General features: G+C 59.5%; 23 protein-coding genes. 8 read left to right on the forward strand and 15 right to left on the reverse strand.

Going from position 1 to position 21,678, the window contains the following annotated elements; translation table 11 throughout:
- Positions 1-88 precede the first annotated feature (88 nt).
- Positions 89-1,075 (forward strand): Ldh family oxidoreductase, encoded by a 987-nt coding sequence (locus AC53L6_RS14915; RefSeq protein ID WP_496908405.1) that lies wholly within the window; start codon positions 89-91, stop codon positions 1,073-1,075.
- A 1-nt stretch (position 1,076) separates the two neighbouring features.
- On the opposite strand, the gene AC53L6_RS14920 is transcribed toward AC53L6_RS14915, so the two are convergent.
- On the reverse strand, positions 1,077-1,511 hold the full coding sequence (locus AC53L6_RS14920; protein ID WP_299598634.1) for a DMT family transporter: 435 nt from the start codon (positions 1,509-1,511) through the stop codon (positions 1,077-1,079).
- A gap of 28 nt (positions 1,512-1,539) precedes the next feature.
- Entirely contained in the window at positions 1,540-2,220 is a 681-nt protein-coding gene (locus tag AC53L6_RS14925; RefSeq protein ID WP_496908406.1) for a hypothetical protein, read from the reverse strand.
- Between the two features lie 143 nt (positions 2,221-2,363).
- Here AC53L6_RS14925 and AC53L6_RS14930 point away from each other — a divergent pair, with 143 nt between their 5' ends.
- Positions 2,364-2,690 (forward strand): hypothetical protein, encoded by a 327-nt coding sequence (locus AC53L6_RS14930; protein ID WP_299769378.1) that lies wholly within the window; start codon positions 2,364-2,366, stop codon positions 2,688-2,690.
- A 967-nt stretch (positions 2,691-3,657) separates the two neighbouring features.
- Here the strand turns inward: AC53L6_RS14930 and AC53L6_RS14935 are convergent.
- From AC53L6_RS14935 to AC53L6_RS14955, 5 genes are all read right to left on the reverse strand, one after another.
- Positions 3,658-4,398, reverse strand: a complete 741-nt coding sequence (locus AC53L6_RS14935) for a hypothetical protein (protein ID WP_496908407.1) — start codon at positions 4,396-4,398, stop codon at positions 3,658-3,660.
- Positions 4,398-6,353: a DNA gyrase/topoisomerase IV subunit B gene (locus AC53L6_RS14940; RefSeq protein WP_496908408.1), complete on the reverse strand. Its 1,956-nt coding sequence runs from the start codon at positions 6,351-6,353 to the stop codon at positions 4,398-4,400. The genes AC53L6_RS14935 and AC53L6_RS14940 overlap by 1 nt, the downstream gene beginning before the upstream one ends.
- 64 nt (positions 6,354-6,417) lie before the next feature.
- Entirely contained in the window at positions 6,418-7,077 is a 660-nt protein-coding gene (locus AC53L6_RS14945) for a hypothetical protein (RefSeq protein ID WP_496908409.1), read from the reverse strand.
- 63 nt (positions 7,078-7,140) lie between these two features.
- Positions 7,141-8,004, reverse strand: a complete 864-nt coding sequence (locus AC53L6_RS14950; RefSeq protein ID WP_496908410.1) for an alpha/beta fold hydrolase — start codon at positions 8,002-8,004, stop codon at positions 7,141-7,143.
- Entirely contained in the window at positions 8,004-9,293 is a 1,290-nt protein-coding gene (locus AC53L6_RS14955; RefSeq protein ID WP_496908411.1) for an alpha/beta hydrolase family protein, read from the reverse strand. The genes AC53L6_RS14950 and AC53L6_RS14955 overlap by 1 nt, the downstream gene beginning before the upstream one ends.
- A gap of 171 nt (positions 9,294-9,464) precedes the next feature.
- Here AC53L6_RS14955 and AC53L6_RS14960 point away from each other — a divergent pair, with 171 nt between their 5' ends.
- The 3 genes from AC53L6_RS14960 to AC53L6_RS14970 all read left to right on the forward strand — a co-directional run bounded on the left by AC53L6_RS14960 (position 9,465) and on the right by AC53L6_RS14970 (position 12,437).
- Positions 9,465-10,100 carry a DUF1007 family protein gene (locus tag AC53L6_RS14960; protein WP_299207255.1) on the forward strand — a complete coding sequence of 212 codons (636 nt, stop codon included), beginning with the start codon at positions 9,465-9,467 and terminating at the stop codon, positions 10,098-10,100.
- Positions 10,088-10,972, forward strand: coding sequence for a nickel/cobalt transporter (locus tag AC53L6_RS14965; protein ID WP_496908412.1), 885 nt, complete (start codon positions 10,088-10,090; stop codon positions 10,970-10,972). The genes AC53L6_RS14960 and AC53L6_RS14965 overlap by 13 nt, the downstream gene beginning before the upstream one ends.
- Before the next feature lie 76 nt (positions 10,973-11,048).
- Positions 11,049-12,437, forward strand: coding sequence for an MATE family efflux transporter (locus AC53L6_RS14970; protein ID WP_496908413.1), 1,389 nt, complete (start codon positions 11,049-11,051; stop codon positions 12,435-12,437).
- A gap of 51 nt (positions 12,438-12,488) precedes the next feature.
- On the opposite strand, the gene AC53L6_RS14975 is transcribed toward AC53L6_RS14970, so the two are convergent.
- From AC53L6_RS14975 to AC53L6_RS14985, 3 genes are all read right to left on the reverse strand, one after another.
- On the reverse strand, positions 12,489-14,201 hold the full coding sequence (locus AC53L6_RS14975; protein ID WP_496908414.1) for a calcium-binding protein: 1,713 nt from the start codon (positions 14,199-14,201) through the stop codon (positions 12,489-12,491).
- Positions 14,202-14,367: 166 nt separating this feature from the next.
- Complete coding sequence (locus AC53L6_RS14980; protein ID WP_299207263.1) at positions 14,368-14,778, reverse strand: hypothetical protein; 411 nt, start codon at positions 14,776-14,778, stop codon at positions 14,368-14,370.
- A 13-nt stretch (positions 14,779-14,791) separates the two neighbouring features.
- On the reverse strand, positions 14,792-15,994 hold the full coding sequence (locus tag AC53L6_RS14985) for a pyridoxal phosphate-dependent aminotransferase (RefSeq protein WP_496908415.1): 1,203 nt from the start codon (positions 15,992-15,994) through the stop codon (positions 14,792-14,794).
- Between the two features lie 92 nt (positions 15,995-16,086).
- Between AC53L6_RS14985 and AC53L6_RS14990 the strand changes: the two genes are divergently transcribed.
- From AC53L6_RS14990 to AC53L6_RS15000, 3 genes are all read left to right on the forward strand, one after another.
- The gene (locus AC53L6_RS14990) at positions 16,087-16,485 is read left to right on the forward strand and encodes a helix-turn-helix domain-containing protein (RefSeq protein ID WP_299598603.1); all 399 of its coding nucleotides are present in this window, start codon (positions 16,087-16,089) and stop codon (positions 16,483-16,485) included.
- Positions 16,478-16,744: a succinate dehydrogenase assembly factor 2 gene (locus tag AC53L6_RS14995; protein WP_299698985.1), complete on the forward strand. Its 267-nt coding sequence runs from the start codon at positions 16,478-16,480 to the stop codon at positions 16,742-16,744. The genes AC53L6_RS14990 and AC53L6_RS14995 overlap by 8 nt, the downstream gene beginning before the upstream one ends.
- Before the next feature lie 79 nt (positions 16,745-16,823).
- Positions 16,824-17,345, forward strand: coding sequence for a MarR family winged helix-turn-helix transcriptional regulator (locus tag AC53L6_RS15000; RefSeq protein ID WP_472728528.1), 522 nt, complete (start codon positions 16,824-16,826; stop codon positions 17,343-17,345).
- Here AC53L6_RS15000 and AC53L6_RS15005 read toward each other — a convergent pair.
- The 5 genes from AC53L6_RS15005 to AC53L6_RS15025 form a co-directional block, all read right to left on the reverse strand.
- A complete protein-coding gene (locus tag AC53L6_RS15005; protein ID WP_496908416.1) occupies positions 17,339-18,094 on the reverse strand; it encodes a DUF1194 domain-containing protein in 756 nt (251 codons plus the stop codon). The two genes, AC53L6_RS15000 and AC53L6_RS15005, sit on opposite strands and share 7 nt — an antisense overlap.
- The gene (locus AC53L6_RS15010; RefSeq protein ID WP_496908417.1) at positions 18,091-18,819 is read right to left on the reverse strand and encodes a DUF1194 domain-containing protein; all 729 of its coding nucleotides are present in this window, start codon (positions 18,817-18,819) and stop codon (positions 18,091-18,093) included. Before AC53L6_RS15010 ends, AC53L6_RS15005 begins: the two co-directional genes overlap by 4 nt.
- The gene (locus AC53L6_RS15015; RefSeq protein WP_496908418.1) at positions 18,786-19,214 is read right to left on the reverse strand and encodes a VOC family protein; all 429 of its coding nucleotides are present in this window, start codon (positions 19,212-19,214) and stop codon (positions 18,786-18,788) included. The genes AC53L6_RS15010 and AC53L6_RS15015 overlap by 34 nt, the downstream gene beginning before the upstream one ends.
- Positions 19,215-19,284: 70 nt before the next feature.
- Positions 19,285-20,664: a tetratricopeptide repeat protein gene (locus AC53L6_RS15020; RefSeq protein WP_496908419.1), complete on the reverse strand. Its 1,380-nt coding sequence runs from the start codon at positions 20,662-20,664 to the stop codon at positions 19,285-19,287.
- A 5-nt stretch (positions 20,665-20,669) separates the two neighbouring features.
- Positions 20,670-21,635, reverse strand: coding sequence for a hypothetical protein (locus tag AC53L6_RS15025; protein ID WP_496908420.1), 966 nt, complete (start codon positions 21,633-21,635; stop codon positions 20,670-20,672).
- Positions 21,636-21,678 lie beyond the last annotated feature (43 nt).

Raw genomic sequence — 21,678 nt, forward strand, 5'->3', positions numbered from 1 at the left:
AAGCCGGAATGAAAACCGTAGCTTGACGGCTGCGTTCGGGTTTGCTCTGTCTTGATCTCGCGGCAATGGCCGTGGGGGAAAAAGAAAGATGCCGGGAGTTTCGACGGCAGAGATTGAGCGCACCGTGCAAGCGGCACTGATGGCGCATGGCGCCGGAGCCTTTCCGGCGGCAGAGGTGGCGCGTGCTGTTGCACAAGCCGAAGCGGCCGGGAACCGGATCTGCGGTCTCTATTATCTGGAAAGCTATTGCCAGCAACTGCGTACCGGGCGGGTCAAAGGCGACGTCGTACCAGTGGTAACTGCACCGCGCCCGGCCGCTATCTATGTCGACGCACTGATGGGATTTGCCCAACCCGCTTTTGCATACGGGTTGGCCCCTGCGCTGGACGCAGCGCGCCAATTCGGGATTGCGAGCCTTGCGGTCGGCCACGCCCACACCTGTACCGCGCTGGGATATTTCACCGAACAGATCGCCCGCGCCGGATTTATCGGTTTGGGCATGACAAATGCTTCCCCCATCGTGGCACCGCCCGGGGGCAAGACGCGCATGATCGGGACCAACCCGATTGCCTTTTCTGTACCGGACGGACAGGGCGGCCTGGCCATGCAGTTCGATCAATCGACCACAACGGTTGCCCTGGGCAAGATCACCATGGCCAAGGCCGCCGGTGAGGCCATTCCCGAGGGATGGGCCGTCGATGCAAATGGCAATCCTACGACAGACCCGGAGGCTGCGCTGGCCGGGTCACTTGTGTCGACCGGCGGATACAAAGGTTGGGGGTTTGGGCTGATGGTTGAACTGCTGACTGCCGGTCTGACAGGTGGTGTGCTCAGCCGGGATGTGAAGCCTCTGAAAGCGCCCGAGGGACCACCGCATGATCTTGGGCAGTATTACATCCTGATCGACCCCAGCACATCGGGCGCCTTTATGGACCGCCTCGCGCAGTTCGAAGGGCTCCTCGCCGAAGACAGCGCCGGTCGTTTGCCCGGCCAGAACCGCGTTTTGGCTGATCCCGTCGACGTGGACCCGGTCGCATGGGCCCAAGCGCAAGAACTGGCTGGTACCGCGGACTGAATCAGGCGAGCTGGGTCAACCAGACGCCCAGGGCCATAAGGGCGATGCCCCCCATGCGGGCCATGCCAAGGGACGTCGCCTGCGCGCCAAACAACCCGAAATGGTCAATCGCCGCGGCTGAGATCAATTGGCCCAGCAGCACGAAGAATACGGCGTTCCCAATGCCAAAATGTGGGGCGATGTAGGTAATGCTAAGCACGTAGAAGGCGATCAGAACACCCGCTAGAAAGAGGTGTTTTGGCGCCGTGGACAACTTGGACAGCCCCTGCGCGCCCGTCAGGACGAACACGACCGCTGCCGTCCCGAAGGCGATGACAAACAGAACCGTTGCGGCGGCCGCTGGACTGCCCAATCGCGTGCCAAGCGCAGCATTCAGCGCAGCCAAGACTGGGATGCCGATACCGGCCAGCAGCATGATCACGGCATATTGGGCCATTCCGGCACCTCCATCTTTCTGATTTGGATTACGCACAAATCCCGTTCACCTGCACGCCATCCCAAGGCAAGCGCACGTCATGTTGCCGGGATTGCGGCAGGGGGGAGACGGGCATCGCTTGTGAGATCAGGGCGTGCAGGCGCTGTGTCCGCCCGCCTTGAGGGTCCAGCGCCCGGCAGCATACGAATTCCTCGACAATGGACCCTTGCTGTTCAAATCCAAAGTCGAGGAACTTCCGCTCCGCCGACACGTCAAAGAGGTAGGGATCGTCACTGAACCGATGCTCGCGCGCGGCCTTGAGAGGGGAGTATCCAGTGATCTCCCGGTTCTGCCACTGCCACACATGGGTCAACTCATGGGCCAACAGCATGGCTGCGATCAGGTTGATCTCTTGCGGATAGGCGGGGACGTAATCGTCCAGATACCAGTCCTTGTCGAACAGAACGTTCTGCCACAGGGCAACAGCTGCCGGTTTTGCGGTGATCGTGTCGCTGGTCGGGGGCGGTAGGATACGCTCACGGCAGGTGGTCCGGGGCCGGGCTTTGCGCTTGAACGTAACGGCGCGGGTCGGCGCCCCGTCAATCAGGCGCACCCGCTGATGGTTCAGCTGATCGCCATGGATGCTGTCTGCGAAAGCACGTTCGGCATCGGTCAGCGGACGGCCACAGGCGGCCAGCAGGCTCAGGATCAGAAACAGGCGCAGGATCATGCCCGCAGTAGGTGCGTAAACACCATGAAGTTCAAGACAATATGTCGTCAACATCGGGTTGACGCCGAGTAGCGTCGCTTGATACGTCGGCCCGGTTGAAAGCGCGCGTCGCGCGCATGCGAAGAACGGGAAAGACCATTTCGATGAAGTCATTGCGTGTCACGGGGTGTATCGCCGCCACTGCCCTCCTTTTGTCAGCCTGCGTCTCGCCAGAGGTTGTGCAGACCCGATCAGTCGAAGACGGTGACCTCACCTGTGAAGAGATCAAGGTACAGTTGGTTCAGTTGGAACAAATTCGGGAAGAAGCCTCCAAAGGACAACGTGCATCGGGTGAAAATGTGGCCGCAGCGATCCTGTTTTGGCCTGCAGTGATTGGCAACTATCAGAATGCCAAACAGGCGTTGGAAGCTGCCAACAAGCGCAATGACGTACTTGTGGCCCTTGCCAAGAAAAAGCGCTGCAAATTCTAAGCCGACAGTTCGAGTGTATCGGTGGCCTTCGTAATGATGGCCACCTATGTCTTCCGGCATCTGCCTACATCGTAACCTTGCACCAAAGCTCGTGACGCAAGGCCGATGTGTTTGGACCGGGTGTCGCGAACACACCTGCCACATCCAAGGACCTGCATTGTCTTGATAACGTTGGTCGTCGCATCTCCGTGATCAGAGGTGATGGGGAAGGGGGTTTTTGTGTCAAACCTCCGCGCCCACCTCTTTCCTATCATCGCGGGGGCCTTCTCCGCGGATCGCACCGCAGGCCACCACTCACGTGTTCCCGGCCTGCCTGGAAAGGAGAGTAGAGATGGAAAAGGTTATCATTCCGACCGTGTTTGGGTTTGCCGCCATGATGAGCCTTTGGGTCATCGTCGGCGCCACGGTCTAAGAGGTTTCCATGCCCGGTCTTCTGGACGTCCCGGGGATGGAGCAGTGCGGCGGAGGGCCTCTTTGGTTCCCCCTTTAACACATGCGGCCCCCGCCGCCGTTACAACGCCCAGAAAGTGCCGTGGTTGGGTAAAGGGTCCTTAACCTGATGCAGGCATATCAAAGACGAAGCGGATAAAGATGTGCTCCGCTTCGCGTATCGAGTGGTAGCGGAGGCGAAAGCCTCCGCTTTTTCAAGCGTGCCGCGCAGCGGCGCGCGTCGCCCGACAGTGTATCCAGCGCCCGCAGGGCGGGCGCGCGGCCCGATAGCGTATTGCGGAGCAATGCGCGAGAGGGTGCGTATCACTCGCAACACAAGTTGATCACTAGACCGAAGGGCGGAATCAAGCCGCAGGCGCCGCCCCATCGCCGGGCCGCCCCCCGGCACGGCGATACTGTTGATGTACGCGCGCCGCTCGGATCGAAGATGTACGTGGCAGCCATAAAGCTCTGCCGCGGAGAGGCCGGATCGCCGCACCGCGGCCCGGCGATGGGCCGCAGGTTTAGCTATTTGCAACTAAAAGCCGTTCTCAAAGCTGTTGTGAGTAGAACGCTCACTCAATATCTGCTCCAGCTCCGCATAGTCTTCCCAGTTGAATATCTTTCCAAAGAACTGGCTTCTGACGCGCTGATTGACCGGTTCGTCACTTATTTCGGAAGCCTCGCCACGTGCATAGTCAAACACTTGCTCGATTCGAGCGGCCAAACACGCCCAATTGCAAACCTCGCTCCAGTAATTATGATCATACCCAAAAATTTCAGCGCGCCTCTGATCGTGCCGCCTGCCTTCAAAACGCGATGCTAAAACCTGATACATTCGAATGATGCCCAGCAATCGACGTCCAGTAGTTTCATTGGAAAATCGAATGGCATCTCGATACTTACTAAGATTGTCCTCAATTGCAGGAAAATTCGGCTCTTGCGGGCTGCGATCAATTTGAAAATCGATCGCATCTTTACAAAGGCGCACGAGAGCGCTCGTGGCAAGTGGCAAATCAGATTGGGCGGCTCGCTCTTCCCTGAGGTACCGCTCATCTTCGATCTGTTGCGCAATGCGCGCCTGCCTAGTTAAACCAATCAGCGTTACCCAAGCCGCCAAAAAGACTGGAACAAAAGCCAGGCTGTCAATTTCTGTCCAAGACTTACCGTCATGATAGATGCGATAAATCTCGACTGAAGAGTATAAGATCGATGGCATGAACAATCCAAAAGCAATGCCCTCGAAGCGAAATACGTCATTCAAATTGTACTTCTGCATCAAACATCCAACTCCTCCACAAATCGCGCGTTCTCCTGGATGTACTGAAACCGCATCTCCGGCTTCTTGCCCATCAGGCGCTCCACAAGGTCCCCGGTCTCCCCCGGTTCATCCTCGTCAATCGACACGCGGATCAGCTTGCGGGTCGCGGGGTTCATGGTCGTGTCTTTCAGGTCCTTCGCGTCCATCTCGCCCAGACCCTTGAAGCGGGAGACGTCAATCTTGCCCTTACCGCCCAGACCGTGCTCCATCAGGTCGTTCTTCTCGACCTCATCCAGGCAATAGACCCGCTTGGCCCCTTGCGTTAGGCGGAACAGAGGCGGACAAGCCAGATACAGATGCCCCGCATCAATCATTGGCCGCATCTGGGTATAGAAGAACGTCATTAGCAGCGCCGCGATATGCGCTCCATCAACGTCCGCGTCGGTCATGATGATGACCTTGTCATAGCGCAGATCATCGATGTTGAACTTGGCCCCCAATCCAACACCAAGGGCCTGCGTCAGGTCCGAAATCTCGGCATTCGAGCCCAGCTTGGACGAGGCCGCACCCAGCACGTTCAGGATCTTGCCGCGCAGGGGCAGCAGGGCCTGCGTCTTGCGGTCCCGTGCCATCTTGGCCGACCCGCCAGCCGAGTCGCCCTCGACGATGAATAATTCCGTGCCATCGCGTGTTGATGAAGAGCAGTCCACCAATTTGCCGGGAAGTCGAAGTTTCTTAGTGGCGGATTTGCGTTGTGTTTCTTTCTCGGCCCTTCTGCGCAGCCGTTCTTCGGCGCGCAGAACCAGGAAATCAAGGATGGCCCCGGCAGATTTGGTGTCGGCGGCCAGCCAGTTGTCAAAGTGGTCGCGGACCGAGTTTTCGACCATCCGCTGTGCTTCAACCGTGGCAAGTCGGTCCTTGGTCTGGCCCACGAACTCAGGCTCACGGATAAAGCACGACACCAGCGCGCCAGCCCCGGTGATCAGGTCCTCGCGCGTGATGGTGCCCGCCTTCTTGTTGTTCACCAGCTCGCCATAGGCCTTGATCCCCTTCAGGATCGCGGCCCAAAACCCGGCCTCGTGCGTGCCACCTTCGGGCGTGGGCACGGTGTTACAGTAGGATTGGATGAACCCGTCGCGGCTGGGCGTCCAGTTGATCGCCCATTCCACCTTGCCCGGCACCTTAAACTTCTCAAAAGAAACCGACCCGGCAAAGGGCGCGTCGGAATAGGTGGTGGCCCCACCCATCGCTTCGGTCAGGTAGTCAGAAAGACCGCCGGGAAAGTGGAATGTAGCCTCTTGCGGCGTGTCCCCATCGGCAATGGCCGACTTCCAGCGGATTTCAACACCTGAGAACAGGTAGGCCTTGGACCGCGCCATTTTGAAGAGGCGGGCCGGTTTCAATTTCAGCGAACCAAAGATTTCAGCATCCGGATGGAATGTGACCGAGGTGCCGCGCCGGTTTGGAGCTGCACCCACCTTGGCCAGCGGGGCTTGGGGTACACCACGCGAAAACTCCATCGCGTAAAGCTCGCGATTGCGCGCCACTTCAACGCGCAAATGGTCGGACAGGGCGTTGACGACGGAGGACCCAACCCCGTGCAGACCACCAGATGTCTCGTAACTGTCGCCCGAGAATTTGCCGCCCGCATTCAGCGTGCAAAAGATGATTTCCAACGCGCTTTTGGACGGGTCCTTGGGATGCGGATCGGTCGGAATGCCGCGCCCGTTGTCACGCACGGACACATGGCCGTTCTCGTGCAGCTCCACCTCGATCCACGTGGCGTGCCCGGCCACAGCCTCATCCATCGAGTTGTCGATGATCTCGGCCACCATGTGGTGCAGCGCACGGTCGTCCTTGCCCCCGATATACATGCCCGGGCGCAGGCGCACGTGCTCCATATCCTCCAATACCTGGATAGAGGAGGCATCGTAGTCAGAAGGCCCAGTGGCCCCGGCAAGAAGATCGGACATGGTTGCTGCTCTTTGTTGGTTGGAGCGCACTATGCCAGAGCCGGTCAGACGGGGGAAGAGCGTATCAACCCGGCCAGTGTGCCCGTAGATGTCCCGACGTCTGCTGTTCGTCAATAACCTTGCGGTAGTGCTTCATACTGTGGTCCGGGCCAAAGACGGACCGGCGGGCGCGGGCCCTGTGTACGTGCCCCATATGGTGAAACGATCCCGGCAGATTACAGACGCTGTCGTCGTCGCGGTTGATGCACAAGCACAGGTTCGAGTGCTTGATGGCACCGCGGTTGCGGCGCGGGCGGGGCGCGGCAAACGCGATGCCCGGCACACCATAGGTGCGCACAAGGATTTGCGTCGCAGCGGCTCCCAACGAATGACCAATGACGTATTTCGGACGATGGTTCTTCCGTTCCAACCAGTCAAAGATCACCTTGGCATGGGCTAGAAACCCCTGGTGCCACACGGTGCCTGACGCGCCCTTTTCCGTGTCATCATCCGCCAGCCGGTATCTCTTGCCGCCGATGTTCAGAACCCGCAGGTTGTACTTGAGGTAATCCATCACCGAATTGGATCCGGGGATCAGCAGGATATCTCCCTTGAGGAAGATCGCCTGAACGTCATTTTCGTCCAGACCGTCCCGCCACGCGTTTGCCAATGAGGCATTGCTTCTGCCTTTGTAGGAGGCTTCGGCCATCTGAGCGGCCAGCTTGATATCGTATCTATGGCTCATGAAAATGTCTCCGTGCTTTGAAATGCGACAACTATGACGCGATCAAAGCCACTTGGGAAGAGATCAGCCGAGCCAGTTGGAGACGATATCCGCGACAGAGTCGGGTTGTTGGTGCAACAGCCAATGGTCTGCACCGGAAACATGCGCGCGGGTCAGCGACGGTGCGAAGTCTTCCAGACCTTCCGTCGATATTGGCAACAGCGCCGTGTCGCCATCTGCCCAGACCAGCAGATGCGGACAATGTACCTTCAGCCGATCCAGGGGCAGGTCGGGCATTTCTACGGGCACGCCGGGGTCAGCCACGATCAGAGGCGAGGCGCGGTACCAGTTGATCATGCCGCGCAGCCCCGATTGTCGCCACACGGCCTTGTAAGCGTTCAGCCGGTCGCCTGCGAGCCAGCTCATGTCCATCTTGGCCGAGAACAGCTTGAGAAGCTTCCCGAAATCATCTGCGGCAAGCGTATCCTCGGACCCCTCGCTGCGCAGGAAGTTGATGTACTGGGATGCCTCGGATTGTGCTCCACCCGCCGCCATCTCGCGCTGAAAGGGGACCGGGTGCACACCGTTGGCAATGATCAGGTGCGACACCAAATCGGGTCGGAACATGGCCAGGCCATAGGCGACAGAGGCGCCCCAATCATGGCCCATGACAATCACGGGGCCGCGATCGGCGATAAGGTGCACCATGTCACCAACCAGTTTCGACGTCGCATATTCACCAACATCATCGGGCGCATAGCTCGCACCGTACCCGCGCTGATCGGGGGCTACACAGTAATAACGATCAGACAGACGTGTCGCTATCTCGTCCCACGCACCGCCATATTCGGGAAAACCGTGCAGCATCAGGATCATCGGATGCGCCGGATCACCCCATGTCCTCACCGTGAACGTGTGCCCGCCAAGTTCGCGTGTGGTGACGTCCATCACTGACCCTTTGGCAGCGTTTCGAACCGCAGGCCCTTGGCCGTGCGCGGCGCAAACCCTTGCCAATAGGTGTGATCCTCGGTCGGGTTGCCCGCATCATCAAGGTCAACCAGCCCGTTGCGGGAATCGGGCACCAGCTCAAGATACTCGGCCTTGGCCGTATCACCCTTGAGGTGCAGATCGAAGAAAACCGTGGCGAAGTGCTGGGCGATGTTATTCATTCGCGTCGTATCCCACACTGCATCGGCATAGTGCTCGAAAGGAAGGAAATCGAGACCCTCAACAGGCTCCCAGCTTTCTATGGGGGCCGGGATCGGGGCCGCGGCGTTGTGATTGGCATAGTCAAACGTAAGCAAGTGTCGATCCGCGCCCACCGCGCCGGTAAACAGCTCCCGCATGGCGTCATAGACGGAAACATCGTCATCCCCGCCTGCCATAAACATCGTGGGCACGCGCAGGCCAGCCGTCCCGCTTGTATCCCAGAACCCCGCGTTGTTGCCCCAGGGTCCAATGGCGATGATTGCTTTGACGCGGTCATCCATCAGGGCCTCGTGACTGTCGGACATGGCCAGATGCGCCTCCAGCAGATCATTCGGCGCCCCCCAGCTGAACTCGGTCGAGGCTTGGGTGACACCCGCACCCCCAAAGATCAACGCACCATAGCCACCCATGGAATAGCCCACGACACCGGTGTGATCCGCGTCAATGATGTCACCCAGCGGCCCCTGCAATTCAGCCATGTGATCCAGCACAAAGGCTTGGTCCAAAGGACGATTGTACAGGGTCGATCCAAAAGCGGCTTGGTCGGAATAGGTGCTGTCCGTGTGATCAATTGACACGGTGACATACCCCTTGGATGCAAGGTTTTCGCCCAAATGGCTCATCAGGAAACGGTTCCCGGGATATCCATGGCTGATGATCACCAAGGGAAAACGGGTGCCGCTTGCAGGTTGTGCATCTCGCGCGGCGCGACCGTTCAACGTGACCTCAGTTGCTCCGTCACGCAGGATGGCGGTGTATGTGCCGCCTTGCTCTGTCCCCTCCGCTGCCGGATACCAGACTTCCAGTGTCAGGGGGCGATCATAGGTGGGCATGGTCTTGCCCTTAACATTCACGACATCGATGCTGTCGGGAATTGTCACGTCAAGGGTTTGCACACCGATTGGGAAGGCACCGTACTGCGCCAATGCAGGTGCGTCCGGGCGAATTTGATCAATCGAGTTCGCCCAAGCGCCAGCCGTGGTCAGGGTTGCGGCCAGCGCCGGACCTATTGCGCGTGAGAGAGTCATGGGGGCATCCTTTGGATAGATTCAACCTATGGTAATGCTTTTCCTACTGTGACAGAGCCACTCGCAGGTGCAAGTGGTGATCTGTGTCGCAATGCCTCTTCTCCGGGCGGGCTGTCGCGCAATATGCAAATCGGGGTTGAGGCGGCGCACCGCCTTGCCTAAATCTGGGCAATGTCATTTCGTCGATCTCTTGCCGTTGCCGCGGCTTTGGTCTTGTCCGCCAATGCGGCGTCGACCCATCCGCACGTGTTCGTCGATACCAAGCTGAAAGTTGTGGTCAGTGCCGATGGCACTTTGGAAGGCGTCGAGGTGCATTGGACCTATGACGAATTCTATTCTCTGCTTCTGATGGCAGATCTTGGACTGGATCCAGATGGTGATGCCGAACTCACGGATGCAGAGCTGGCCCGGTTGAATGGTTTCGACCTGCAATGGATCGAAGGATTTGAAGGGGACAGCTACGCGACGCGCAACGGAACCTCCGTGGCGCTTGGAAAGCCGTCCGGACGGGGCGTCTCGGTCAGCGATGGGCGGATCACGTCCGCGCATTTTCGACCCGCCCGTGGTCCGGCCGAGGGGGTCATTCTCAAGGCATATGATCCGACATTCTACACGGCGTATCACTTGATCGGCCCGGTCGCCATGGATGGCCCGTGTACCGCAACAATCCAGCCCGCTGACCTTGATGCGGCGTATACGCTGGTGGAAGAGCTGTTGTACGCCACGCCAACGGCTCAGGCCGAAGAGTCTTATCCGGAAGTCGGTGAGTCCTTTGCTGACACGGTCACGCTGTCATGCGCGGGCTAAGGATCGGCGTTCTTCTGGCCTGTGCCGCAGCGCTTCTCTGGCTCTTTGGCTTTGGCGGCATGGCAGATATCGGTCAATGGGCCGCCGCCCAGCAGCGTGAAACGCAAACGGCGCTTGCGGGTGGTCTGCGCGCCGTCCGGGCAGGGGAGCCGGGCGCATGGTTTGCCCTGATGGGCGTTTGCGCAGCCTACGGTTTCTTTCATGCGGCCGGGCCGGGACATGGCAAGCTGGTAATCGGGGGCTACGGCGCTGCCGAGCAGGTGACCGCGTGGCGCTTGTCATGGCTGGCGGTGGCATCTTCCCTGGCGCAGGCGCTGATGGCGGTGCTGCTGGTGGCGCTCGGGGCATGGGTTCTGGGATGGGGCCGCAGCGAATTGACGGACGCGGCCGAAAAAGTGCTGGCCCCCGCCAGTTACATGGCGATTGCGCTCGTCGGGCTCTGGCTGATGGTGCGCGGCATGCGCCGTGCGCGCAGTGTCGTTGTGCATTCCATTGACGAGAATGGGCATTGCAGCAGTTGCGGTCACGCACATGGACCCAGCATCGATCAGGCGGCTTCGGTGTCTTCATGGCGGGATGCGATTGCCATCATCGGCTCTATCGCCATACGGCCCTGCACCGGGGCCGTGTTCCTGTTGATCCTATGCTTTGGTCTCGGCATCCCGTGGGCAGGGGTCGCGGGGGCTTTGGTCATGGGGTTGGGGACGGCCAGCGTCACGGTCCTTGTGGCACTTGTCGCGGTCAGCGCACGGGAATCGGCGTTTTCGGGCTGGTCGGGTGCAGGCAGCATCCGCGCCATGGGTGTGATCGAGATCATGGCCGGCGCATTGATCGCACTCGTTGCGACAACGCTCGTTTGGCCGTTGCTCTAAGGGGGAAGGGCGGCATCCCGTCACCCGTGTGACGCTGGGGCTTTTCTTGCACAAAAAGCAGGCGTAAGGGTGGGACATGTCCACCCAAAAGATGTCATATGGCGCGCACGCGCGTGCAATCCTTGCCCTTGGCCTGCCGTTGATCGGTGGGCACCTCGGACAGATTGCGATCGGCGTGACCGACACGGTCATGTTGGGCTGGTACGGGGTCGAGGAACTCGCGGCCCAGGGCGTTGCAGGCAGCCTGTTTTTTGTTCTGTTCCTCATGGGGTCCGGCTTTGCCTGGGCCGTGATGCCCATGGTCGCATCGTTCCATGCCGAGCGTGACGAAACCAACCTGCGCCGTGCCACGCGCATGGGGCTGTGGTTGAGCTTGGGCTTTGCGGTGCTGGCATTGCCGGTCATGGTCATGGCCGAAAGCGTGTTACTGGCGCTGGGACAAACCGAACAGGTGGCGGCCCTCGGGGCCGAATACCTGAGCATCGCGGGCTGGGGGATCATTCCGGCCCTGCTCGTCATGACGTTCAAAAGCTATCTGGCCGCGCTCGAACGGACCCAGATTGTCCTTTGGATCACCCTGGCGGCTGCGCTGACCAACGCGTTGGCAAATTATGCGTTCATCTTCGGAAACTGGGGTGCCCCCGCATGGGGGATCGCAGGCGCGGCGGTGGCATCGCTGGTGACGCAATTCGTCATGGTGATTGGTGTTATCGGCTATGCGTTGATCGTGCTTCCCGAACACCAACTGCTCAAACGGCTCTGGCGTCCAGATTGGGAGATGTTGGGCAAAGTGTTTCGCCTTGGGCTGCCCATCGGTCTCACCAACCTCAGCGAGGTCGGGCTGTTTGCGGCCTCTGCGTTCATGATGGGGTGGCTCGGAACCATTCCGCTTGCCGCGCACAACATCGCCCTGCAGCTGGCATCCATCACCTTCATGGTGCATCTCGGGCTCAGCAATGTTGCAACGATCCGGGCGGGCAACGCCTATGGCCGGGGTGATCTGGACCACATGCTGCGCGGCGCCCGCACCGTCATCGTGATGAGCCTTGGAATGGCCGTTGCAACAATCGTCCTGTTCATCGCGCTGCCTGAACCTCTGATCTCACTGTTCATGGACCGTGATGAACCCGCGCGGAACCAGATTCTCGAAATCGGAGTGCTGCTGCTGGCCCTCGCTGCACTGTTCCAGCTGGTGGATGGGGCGCAGGTGATCGCGCTGGGCCTGTTGCGCGGAGTGCAGGATACAACGGTGCCCATGGTGCTTGCCGGGGTGTCTTATTGGCTGGTTGGGATGCCTGCCTCGTACATTCTTGGGTTCGTACTGGATTGGGGTGGTCCGGGCATCTGGCTGGGCCTCGTGCTTGGGCTGGCCTGCGCCGGCGTGGCGCTCATGCTGCGGTTCTGGACGGTGTCCGTGCCGCGACTGGGACGCACTACCGGACAGAGATCTGTCTCAGCCCAATGAAAAAGGACAGGGCAGTGAACAAGCCCCGTTCCTCTCTCAATTCCACTGTGTCTAAAGAATGAAATCCGCCGCTTCGACCGCATTGACCCAGACCAATTCGATCATCTCGTCGACTGCGCCATCACCATCACTGTCGATCTGCACAAAATCGCCGTCAAACAGCACCTCGGCCCGTGTGCCCGAGAACGTCTCGCTCTCAACGAATGTCAGGCCGCCAAAGGCGCTCAGGTCGATCTTGTCGATGATGGAGGTAAAGCCCCTGATCTCGTCCATCGTGCCATCTGTCGTGCCGCTGTCGCCCGGGTTGAAGACAAATACATCGCGTGCCTCGATGTCTTCGTAGTCAAGGATCAGGTCAGCCCCGGCGCCTCCTGCAACCCGATCTGCTCCATCGCCGCCAGATACGGTGTCGTTGCCTGTGCCACCCGACAAAACGTCGTTCCCATCACCGCCGTGCATGTCATCGTTGCCGCCGGATCCGATCAACCGGTCGTTCCCGTCGTTGCCGCGGATGCTGTCATCGCCGCCCTGACCGTAAATTGTGTCGTTACCTTCTCCGCCGTGCAGCGTGTCCTGCCCGGCTTCTCCCCTCAGCAGGTCATTGCCTTCATCGCCGCTGATAAAGTCATTGCCACCATTGCCGTTGATGTCGTCGTCGCCTTCGCCTCCGCGCAAGGTGTCGAAACCGCCTGCACCCCGCAACGCGTCATTTCCATCACCGCCAGTGACACTATCGTTCCCCGCGCCAGCCAGAACAGTGTCGTTGCCGCTGCCACCATGGGCATTGTCCGCGCCGCGGCCAGCGAACAGCACATCGTTGCCTTCATCGCCCCATAGGGTGTCGTTGCCGCCATCGGCACGCAGACTGTCATTGCCTATGTCGCCAGACAGCACGTCATTGCCTATGCCGGCCCAGATCGTGTCGTCACCTTCGTTGCCATACAAGCGATCATTGCCCGCACCGCCGTTGACGAAATCATCGCCTTCACCGCCGCCAAGCCTGTCTTCGCCGTTTTGACCAAGCAGGGTGTCGTTGCCACCTTCACCCCACATCTCATCAAATCCGACCTGACCGTTAAGATAGTCGTCGCCGTCACCACCGGCCGAGGTGTCGTTGCCACCGCCGCCAAACACCGTGTCATCGCCAGCCCCTGCCCAAATCTGGTCGTTTCCAGCGCCCGCGGTAAAAATTTCATGTGCCGCATCCGCCAAGGCAAAGCTGTAGTCGCCGGATCGCAGGGTTTCGGCGGCGTCCGTGCCGTACACCCGGCTTTCGCCGTTGACGAAATAATTCATCCACCCCGCAACATCGGTGACGCGCTCGTTCTCATTGCCGTCTTCATTTTCGAACCGGCCATCAACGATGTCGAAACCGAGGTGGTAGATCGCGTCAGCGACTGTATCGATGAAGTCGCGCCCCCGGAACTCCAAGGCACCGCCATCACCTTGAACAAGGTGAAACCCGGTTTCCTCGTTGCCCTCGTCGTCGCCGTGCCCCTCAATGAACGCCGCATAAAGGGCAGCGTTGTTCTGAATGTATGCGGACAGGATGTACAAATCTTCAGGTGTCAAAATGCCGTCGGTATTGACGCCGGTGGCGGTCATCGCCGTTTCGAACACTTCGTTCATTTGACGCGCGGCGTCCGCGCCGCCTTGGATGTCCTCGGGATAAATGTTTGCGATCAGGCCCGGTTCTGTCTCAACAAGCTCTGCAATGGTCTCCAGACCGTTGGGTGTGATCGGCGCGATGGGTGGCTGGGGCATCTGCATGTCTCCTGGCTGATTGATCGATCCAGCCAGTGCCGCCAAGCCGTTCCATTGCCTAGCATCACCTCCACCGCCGCATATCGTCGGCGGAAAGTGATCAAATTTGCCCTAAGAAATTACATAATTTCAGTGCCTATCCGCCGAGCGGATGCGACGGACTGTGTCAGCCTTTCGTCCCTTTCATCAGGCGGTCTGCCTTCTTGCGCACCAGTACGGATCTCAGATCGTGCATCGCCAGCAGCAGGGCGTCAGTCACGTCTTCCAACTGATCCTCTGTCGCGCGGCTTTGCGCCCAATGGGTGGTCAGGTTCAGGTAATCAATCGCGCGGTGAATGTCGTCAATGTCGCGATGGGCCAGCACCTGGGCCCGGTTTTTCATCCATGCCTCGATCCGCGCCAGGTCGTCGGGCGACAGGGTGCGATCGCCATGGGGCTTGATCTCGCCATTGCGGATGTTGACCACCGCGATCTGGTCCATCTCGATCCGGCGTTGCCGGTTCTCGGTATCCACCCGAAACACCGCCGCTCCGTTCTCGCGTACACGGAAGTAATAGTCAGGAAGCTCCGCGCCCATATGCCAACCCTCGTTATCTCAGCCCCGCACAGAAGGTCTGGATGCGGGTGCAGGCCTCTTTCAGGGCCTCGTCCGACGTAGCGTAGCTGACGCGGAAGTTTGGCGATAGCCCAAAGGCGGCACCAAACACGACCGCAACGCCGGTCTCTTCCAGCAGCGCTGTGCAAAATGCCTCGTCATCGACAATCTCTGTGCCTGCGGCTGATGTCTTGCCGATGCAGCCCGCGATGGACGGATAGACATAGAACGCACCGTCCGGGACCGGACAGGCGATGCCTTCTGCGGCGTTCAGCATCTCGACCACCAGATCGCGGCGGCGCTTGAATACATCGTTGTTGGGCGCAATGAACTCTTGCGTGCCGTTCAAGGCCTCGACTGCGGCGTATTGGCTGACCGAACAGGGGTTCGACGTGGATTGCGACTGCACCTTGCGCATCGCCTTGATCAGCTCTTCGGGTCCCGCGGCATAACCGATGCGCCAGCCGGTCATGGCATAGGCTTTGCTGACCCCGTTGACGGTCAGAGTGCGGTCATAGAGGCGCGGTTCGATCTGGGCTGGGGTCGTGAACTCGAAGTCGTCATAGACAAGGTGTTCGTACATGTCGTCCGTCATCACCCAGACATGGGGGTGACGCATCAGCACGTCGGTGATCTCTTTCAACTCTTCACGGGTATAGCCCGCACCGGTCGGGTTAGAGGGCGAGTTGAAAATCAGCCACTTTGTCTTGTCGGTGATGGCGGATTCCAGCTGATCGGCGGTCAGCTTGAACCCGGTCTGCAACGACGCCTCGGCGATGACCGGCGTGCCACCTGCCAACAGAACCATGTCCGGGTAGCTGACCCAGTAAGGGGCAGGGATCACCACCTCATCGCCCTCGTTCAGCGTCGCCATCAGCGCGTTGTACAGGATCTGTTTGCCACCCGTGCCGACGGTGACTTGTGCAGGTGTATACTCCAACCCGTTGTCCCGCTTGAATTTATCAACGATGGCCTGCTTCAGCTCTGGAATGCCGTCGACCGGAGTATACTTCGTCCTGCCCAGCGCGATGGCCACCACGGCCGCATCCTTGATGTTCTGCGGCGTGTCAAAATCCGGCTCACCAGCACCAAGGCCGATGATGTCCTTGCCCTGCGCTTTCAGCGCAGCCACCTGGCCTGTCAGGGCGACAGTCTGGGACGGTTTAACGCGGTCGAGTGTCGCGGAAAGGAATGTCATGTTGGCCTCGGGGCGTTAGGACGTTATCGAGACCCTCATAGGCGGCGTACCCCGCGCGATCAAGCGCCAGCGCCGAGAAGGAGAGCAATCCCATGGACGATCAGCAGGACTGGTACAGCGCCGAAGCGGCAACATTCGGTGACCGAGTGGCCGGCGCACGCGAGCAGGCCGGCATGACCCAAAAGCAGCTTGCCAAGCGTCTTGGCGTGCGGCTGGCGACACTGCGTGCTTGGGAAGACGATCTGAGTGAGCCGCGCGCCAACCGTCTGTCGATGATGGCGGGCTTGCTGAATGTTTCGATGATGTGGTTGATCAATGGCGAAGGCGAGGGGCTCGACGCGCCCGTGGTCGAAGAGCCGCTGACCGCCGATATGCGTGATCTGCTGACCGAAGTGCGCGACATGCGTTCGGACATGCTGGCGCGTGCCGAACAGCTAGGGCGGCTTGAGAAAAAGCTGCGCGTCGCGATGCAGACCCCAACCGATGTCTGACGAGCCGCGTGAACATCGCTTGAAGCGGCTGCACATGCGATCGATGCGCCGCGGGATCAAGGAAATGGACCTGATCCTGTCAACCTATGCCGGGCGGCATCTGGCGGACATGACAGATGCCGAACTGGACGTGTATGACACCTTGCTGAACGAGAACGATCAGGATCTGTATCGGTGGGTGACCGGGCAAGAGGCTGCGCCAACACATCTCGCTGATCTGGTCGGTGCGGTGTCACGCACGTTTCAGCCCGAAAAATAAGGGCCCCGGCGCATTTAACTGAATATTTCCGAATCAACCGCATCTTCTGGCCAGAGCAGATGATGTCGGAGAAAAACGGATGAGCATTCAGGACCCTATCGGCCAGGTCCCAGGCATGGCCGACAAAACGGCTTCCAACGCAGGTTTCATGGTGGGTTACCTTGAGGCGCTATCGCTGGTCGAACGGCTGCACCGTTTGCTGCTTGATGTGATCAAGGACGAATTCGAACGGGTCGGTGTGCTCGAAATCAACGCGGTCCAGGCGCTGCTGCTGTTCAATATCGGCGACAACGAGGTGACGGCAGGCGAATTGAAAAGCCGCGGTTATTACCAGGGCTCGAATGTCAGCTACAACCTCAAGAAGCTGGTCGAAATGGGCTACATGCACCACCAGCGGTGCGAAATTGACCGCCGGTCTGTCCGGGTGCGCCTGACGGAAAAGGGGCGCAAGATCCGCGACGTGGTGAACGAACTGTTCCTGCGCCATGCAGATGGCCTGCAATCCAAGGGCGTGCTTGGCCCCGAAGGGATTATTGATATCACCGCGTCGCTCAAGCGCATGGAACGGTATTGGACAGACCAGATCCGCTATATCTATTGATCGTCTTGGCCCGGAATACCGGGCCCTGACGGTGGGGACGCTGCCCCAAGGATCAGCGTTTCCAGTTCCCGTTCCAGCTTGCGGGCCATGGCAGCGGCGTAATCCTCGAAACCCAGCGCGGTTTCAACGAAGCTGTCCGATCCAACAATCACATTGTTCTGGAAATAGGTGGAAAGCGCTGAGATTTCGCCTTGCTGCACATCGCCCATGCCCGGCGCGTCCACCCCGATCACCAGGGCATTGATGGTAATGCCTGTATCTTCCAACTCAGGCTTCACATCCACGGGGCGGATACCAAGGTTCGACTTGCCATCCCCCGACAAGTCCAGCGTACGCTTCCAGCAGTCCGGACGTTGTGCCAGATGCGCCGCGCCCTCGCGCATGGCCAGACCAAGCGCCGTGCCGGGGCTAGCCTGTCGCCGCTCGGTCGCCCGCAACTGACCGATCACAGCATTCAGAACCGCAGTATTGTCAATCGCTGTCCAGGGCAGGATCACTTCCGGGTCTCCCGGCCCACTCCATTCATAGACCAGCAGATGCACAGGCGCGGACGGCACCTGCAACAGGGCCTGGCGCACCTTGCTGCTGTCCAGAGCAGCCGCCAACCCGTCCATCTGCAAACGATACTCCAGGGCATCGACCGATCCCGACACATCCAGCCCCAACGCCAGTGCCTGACGACAGGCCGTCTCGGCTCCGGCACTTGTTGCGGCCATGCACGCGGCCCAGATAAGTGCCGCGCGGATCATCCGTCGCTGCGGTGCAGGTCAAGCGCACCGATCACGGGCGGCGTCAGCTCGCGCTCAAGTTTCCGGCGCATCGCACGCTCGTAGTCCTCAAACCCCTGCGCCACCTCCAGAAAGGCACCGGGGCCACGCAACACCTCACGCTCGTAGAACTCGATCAACATGGTCTCCGATGTAAATTCGGCTGCATTCACAACCAAACCATTCACCGTCACTTCGTCAAAGGCAAACTCGCGATAGGCAAGTTGGGGACCAAAGCCTTCGTTGTTCTGCCCGTCTCCGGCCATATCAATGGTGCGATACAGGCAGGACGGCGCACGCCCCAGCATCTCGGCCCCGAAACCAAGAGCATAGCCCATCGCCGTAGGAAACTCGTTGTGGGACCGCTTGCTCGCGGCGACGGTTTCTGCAGCGCTCAGCAGCGCCGAGGGACTGTCGATCAGGGTCCAGTCCAGCACAACCTCCTGATTGTACCGCCCCGACCATTCGTACACGGCCAGTGCCACGGGCGCATCAACGGCAAAGAAAGCTGCGCGCACCTCGGGGGCCGTCAGGGCAGCCACCAGGCCGCCCCGCTGCAACTGGTCCTCGGTCGCGTCGACGGATGATGACACATCAAGGGCCAACAGCAACGCCAGCCGACACGCCGCCGCGGGGGATGCGGCGACGCAGATGGCCAAAACGGCCGAAATTCTTACCAATGGCCTGTGTTTTCCATGCTGGCCCATGGCTCGGCCGGGGGTAGGGGATCGCCGGCCTGCAACAGCTCGACCGACACGTTGTCAGGCGACCGGACAAAGGCCATGTGCCCGTCCCGCGGCGGACGGTTGATGGTCACACCATTGTCCATCAGGTGTTTGCACGTCTCGTAGATATTATCGACGCGGTAGGCGAGGTGTCCGAAATGACGACTGTCATCGGGCAAGCCTTCATCGCCATCCCAGTTGTAGGTCAACTCGACAGGGCATTCCGGCTGTCCGGGCGGGGCCATGAAGATCAGCGAAAACCGACCGCCTTCGCTGTCATGGCGCCGCGTCTCCTCGAGGCCCAACAGTTTGTAAAATGCCATCGAGGCGTCCAGGTCCTTCACCCGGACCATTGTATGCAGATAGGTCAGTGCCATGTGGGCGGTCTCCGTCAGGGGATTGATGTCGTCCTAACCTAACACACGGCCCCAAAGGGGCCAGCACCTCTCAGAACTTTGATTGGATACCCAGAGTGATGGTGGTTTCGTCGATCTCAAACCGGTTCACATTGGACGACCTGCGGCCCGTGCGAAGGCGGATCGTGGGTGCGAAACCCGCGAAATCATAATCGGCAAAGAACAGGGATACGTCACCATACAGGCTTTCGTCTTGGCGCCCACCGTCCACAGTGCGAACAAGACGGTAGTCCTCGTAATCCGTGTAACCAAATGTCAGGCCAGTCGAAATCTGGATCGGTCCCAGTTGTTTGCCAAATGTATAGTTCGCACGCAGGCTGGCTGTCTGGTAATCGGCATTTACAAAGTCACCCGTAACGTCTTGCACGGTCAAGCCAACGCTGACCTTGTCGCCTCTTTTCAGTTTGTGGCTCACAGTCGCACCCAAAGTCACCACGTCAGTGTCGCGAATTGTTCCACGCGTGGAAAAGCGTCTTTCGGCACCGGTGCGGAGCGTCAGATTGCTTGAAGGCGACAATTTGATTCCGCGGCTGAGGTTCAACTTCAAGAAATCATATGACCGATCACCCCCGAACCAACTGGCCCCCAACGCGCCACCAAGGCGCAAGGAATTCCCCGGCGCACCAAGCGCAAACGCGTGATCGATCCCGGCTTCGACATAAGTCGACGCGAAATCACTGTTTTTCACGTTCGGAGCAATATCCTCGGCACTTTCCGACAGATCGACCCGTCGCGTATACAGGCGTCCCATTACCGACGTCTGGCTTTTTTTACTCTGCGCGATGCGGTACCGCAGCTGAACATCCAGGGTGCCGACAGTCCCGGGCAAGGCGCGCGAACTGCCATTGAATACGCCCAATGTCGGTACGTCGTTGATCACTTCAAGCACATTATCGGTGCCGTTATTCACATTGTCGGATGGGGCAACCGACAGATTGATGTTGAACCGCAGCGGATTGGCCCTGCGCACCTTGGCGTAGTCTCGCGATAGCACTTCTTCCTGCTTGGGATTTTCCGCATGTGTTGCTGCCAGTCGCAACCAGATCTGTGACGCCGTCGGGCGTTCCTGCTGAAACGCAATGCTGGCCGCAGTCCGGGCTGCTCCGAACTTTTGCGCCGGCGTTTCGCTGTGTTTATAGGAAAGGCGCGCCGCCGAGCGCGCCTGCTTGTGGGCTTTTAACCGCGACTGAGCTGCCGCAAGGATACGATAGGCATACGCATCTTCGGGATTGGTACGGACCAACACTGTAGCCACATCCCGTGCCAGATCGAAGCGGCCTGCATAGAGTGCTTGACGCGCAAGGACGCGCGCCTGCTCAACCGTGAAGGTTTGGCTGTCTTCCTTTTTGGGGTCCGTTGCACCTGCTGACGCCAAAAGCGTCAGCAGAGCGGCCAAAAGCGCGCGCTTCATGGGCCTTACGGCTGCAGCGCGTTGACACAGATCGGGTCGGTGTTCCCTGCGACGCAAAGATCAAGAACGAAAACACCGATCTCGATTTCATTGTCGAAGTCTTCGAGCACTTCAGTCACCCGCGTGCCACCGGCCATAAATTCGCCGGACGGCCCGCCAATCACACCTGCAAAGTCCCCGATGTCTTGTCCAGTACCGCTGTCGGGGAAGCTGATGTCGCTTTCGTCAAGCTCGATGTTACCGCTGAACGTGCCTTCGCCGGTCAGCGTCCCGTCGATCAATACGATGTCCTGCATGTCGAAGTTGCCTGCGCCGGTCACGGCAGTGCGGTCGTAGATTTCGCCTTCGACCGACATTTCGTTCAAATCGACGTTCACGAACATCAACCCACGGACATAGGCCGCCTGTTCCGGCGTGTTCACATCTTCGTCCACGCCCGGCGTGGGGAAGATATCTGTTTCAGGGCCCGCTGTGTTTAGGCCAGCTGCATAATTCCCGTAGTACGTGACGTCGAAGCGGCTTTCGGGGGCTGTCGGAGCAACATACGCTCCGGATCGTTCAAAAAACGCACCACCAAAAAATGTGTTGAACTGAGGCCCGGTCAGTACGACACCGGCCTGAACACCGTCACGGCTGGCAACAAAAGCCGTAGCATGACGCCCCAACGGATCGTTCTGCCCCGTAAATGTCTCATAGCCATCGACAAAGCTTGTGCTGACATGCCGATATTCATTCACAAGCGGCACACCGTCCTGGGACAGCCCTGTGACCGTCAGTGTATTGGTCGATGCATCGAAGCTGATGGAGTCCAGATCACCCGCAATGGCCTCTGGAACGGCAAGCGAGTTCGTTGGGTCCGTTGGTGTGGTCGGTGTACCACCGCCATCTGTCTCATCCTCGGTTTCCCGAGGGCCATTGCCACATGCCGCCACCAGAGCGGTCAGTGCGCACACTGCTACTATCCGTTTCATGCCTGAAAACCTTTGCGGTCTATGTCCTGCCTCTTTTGTGGCA

The sequence above is a fragment of the Tateyamaria sp. LSS28 genome, from assembly GCF_059611725.1.

What these genes read in the sequence shown, in the direction of transcription:
- AC53L6_RS14925 (WP_496908406.1), bottom strand. Translation starts at nt 2,220, where the DNA reads ATGATCCTGCGCCTGTTTCTGATCCTGAGCCTGCTGGCCGCCTGTGGC.
- AC53L6_RS14920 (WP_299598634.1), bottom strand. Translation starts at nt 1,511, where the DNA reads ATGGCCCAATATGCCGTGATCATGCTGCTGGCCGGTATCGGCATCCCA.
- AC53L6_RS15000 (WP_472728528.1), top strand. Translation starts at nt 16,824, where the DNA reads ATGAGCATTCAGGACCCTATCGGCCAGGTCCCAGGCATGGCCGACAAA.
- AC53L6_RS14915 (WP_496908405.1), top strand. Translation starts at nt 89, where the DNA reads ATGCCGGGAGTTTCGACGGCAGAGATTGAGCGCACCGTGCAAGCGGCA.
- AC53L6_RS15015 (WP_496908418.1), bottom strand. Translation starts at nt 19,214, where the DNA reads ATGGCACTGACCTATCTGCATACAATGGTCCGGGTGAAGGACCTGGAC.
- AC53L6_RS14990 (WP_299598603.1), top strand. Translation starts at nt 16,087, where the DNA reads ATGGACGATCAGCAGGACTGGTACAGCGCCGAAGCGGCAACATTCGGT.
- AC53L6_RS15020 (WP_496908419.1), bottom strand. Translation starts at nt 20,664, where the DNA reads ATGAAGCGCGCGCTTTTGGCCGCTCTGCTGACGCTTTTGGCGTCAGCA.
- AC53L6_RS14955 (WP_496908411.1), bottom strand. Translation starts at nt 9,293, where the DNA reads ATGACTCTCTCACGCGCAATAGGTCCGGCGCTGGCCGCAACCCTGACC.
- AC53L6_RS14970 (WP_496908413.1), top strand. Translation starts at nt 11,049, where the DNA reads ATGTCCACCCAAAAGATGTCATATGGCGCGCACGCGCGTGCAATCCTT.
- AC53L6_RS14985 (WP_496908415.1), bottom strand. Translation starts at nt 15,994, where the DNA reads ATGACATTCCTTTCCGCGACACTCGACCGCGTTAAACCGTCCCAGACT.
- AC53L6_RS15005 (WP_496908416.1), bottom strand. Translation starts at nt 18,094, where the DNA reads ATGATCCGCGCGGCACTTATCTGGGCCGCGTGCATGGCCGCAACAAGT.
- AC53L6_RS14960 (WP_299207255.1), top strand. Translation starts at nt 9,465, where the DNA reads ATGTCATTTCGTCGATCTCTTGCCGTTGCCGCGGCTTTGGTCTTGTCC.
- AC53L6_RS15010 (WP_496908417.1), bottom strand. Translation starts at nt 18,819, where the DNA reads ATGGGCCAGCATGGAAAACACAGGCCATTGGTAAGAATTTCGGCCGTT.
- AC53L6_RS14980 (WP_299207263.1), bottom strand. Translation starts at nt 14,778, where the DNA reads ATGGGCGCGGAGCTTCCTGACTATTACTTCCGTGTACGCGAGAACGGA.
- AC53L6_RS15025 (WP_496908420.1), bottom strand. Translation starts at nt 21,635, where the DNA reads ATGAAACGGATAGTAGCAGTGTGCGCACTGACCGCTCTGGTGGCGGCA.
- AC53L6_RS14965 (WP_496908412.1), top strand. Translation starts at nt 10,088, where the DNA reads ATGCGCGGGCTAAGGATCGGCGTTCTTCTGGCCTGTGCCGCAGCGCTT.
- AC53L6_RS14975 (WP_496908414.1), bottom strand. Translation starts at nt 14,201, where the DNA reads ATGCCCCAGCCACCCATCGCGCCGATCACACCCAACGGTCTGGAGACC.
- AC53L6_RS14945 (WP_496908409.1), bottom strand. Translation starts at nt 7,077, where the DNA reads ATGAGCCATAGATACGATATCAAGCTGGCCGCTCAGATGGCCGAAGCC.
- AC53L6_RS14995 (WP_299698985.1), top strand. Translation starts at nt 16,478, where the DNA reads ATGTCTGACGAGCCGCGTGAACATCGCTTGAAGCGGCTGCACATGCGA.
- AC53L6_RS14935 (WP_496908407.1), bottom strand. Translation starts at nt 4,398, where the DNA reads ATGCAGAAGTACAATTTGAATGACGTATTTCGCTTCGAGGGCATTGCT.
- AC53L6_RS14940 (WP_496908408.1), bottom strand. Translation starts at nt 6,353, where the DNA reads ATGTCCGATCTTCTTGCCGGGGCCACTGGGCCTTCTGACTACGATGCC.
- AC53L6_RS14950 (WP_496908410.1), bottom strand. Translation starts at nt 8,004, where the DNA reads ATGGACGTCACCACACGCGAACTTGGCGGGCACACGTTCACGGTGAGG.
- AC53L6_RS14930 (WP_299769378.1), top strand. Translation starts at nt 2,364, where the DNA reads ATGAAGTCATTGCGTGTCACGGGGTGTATCGCCGCCACTGCCCTCCTT.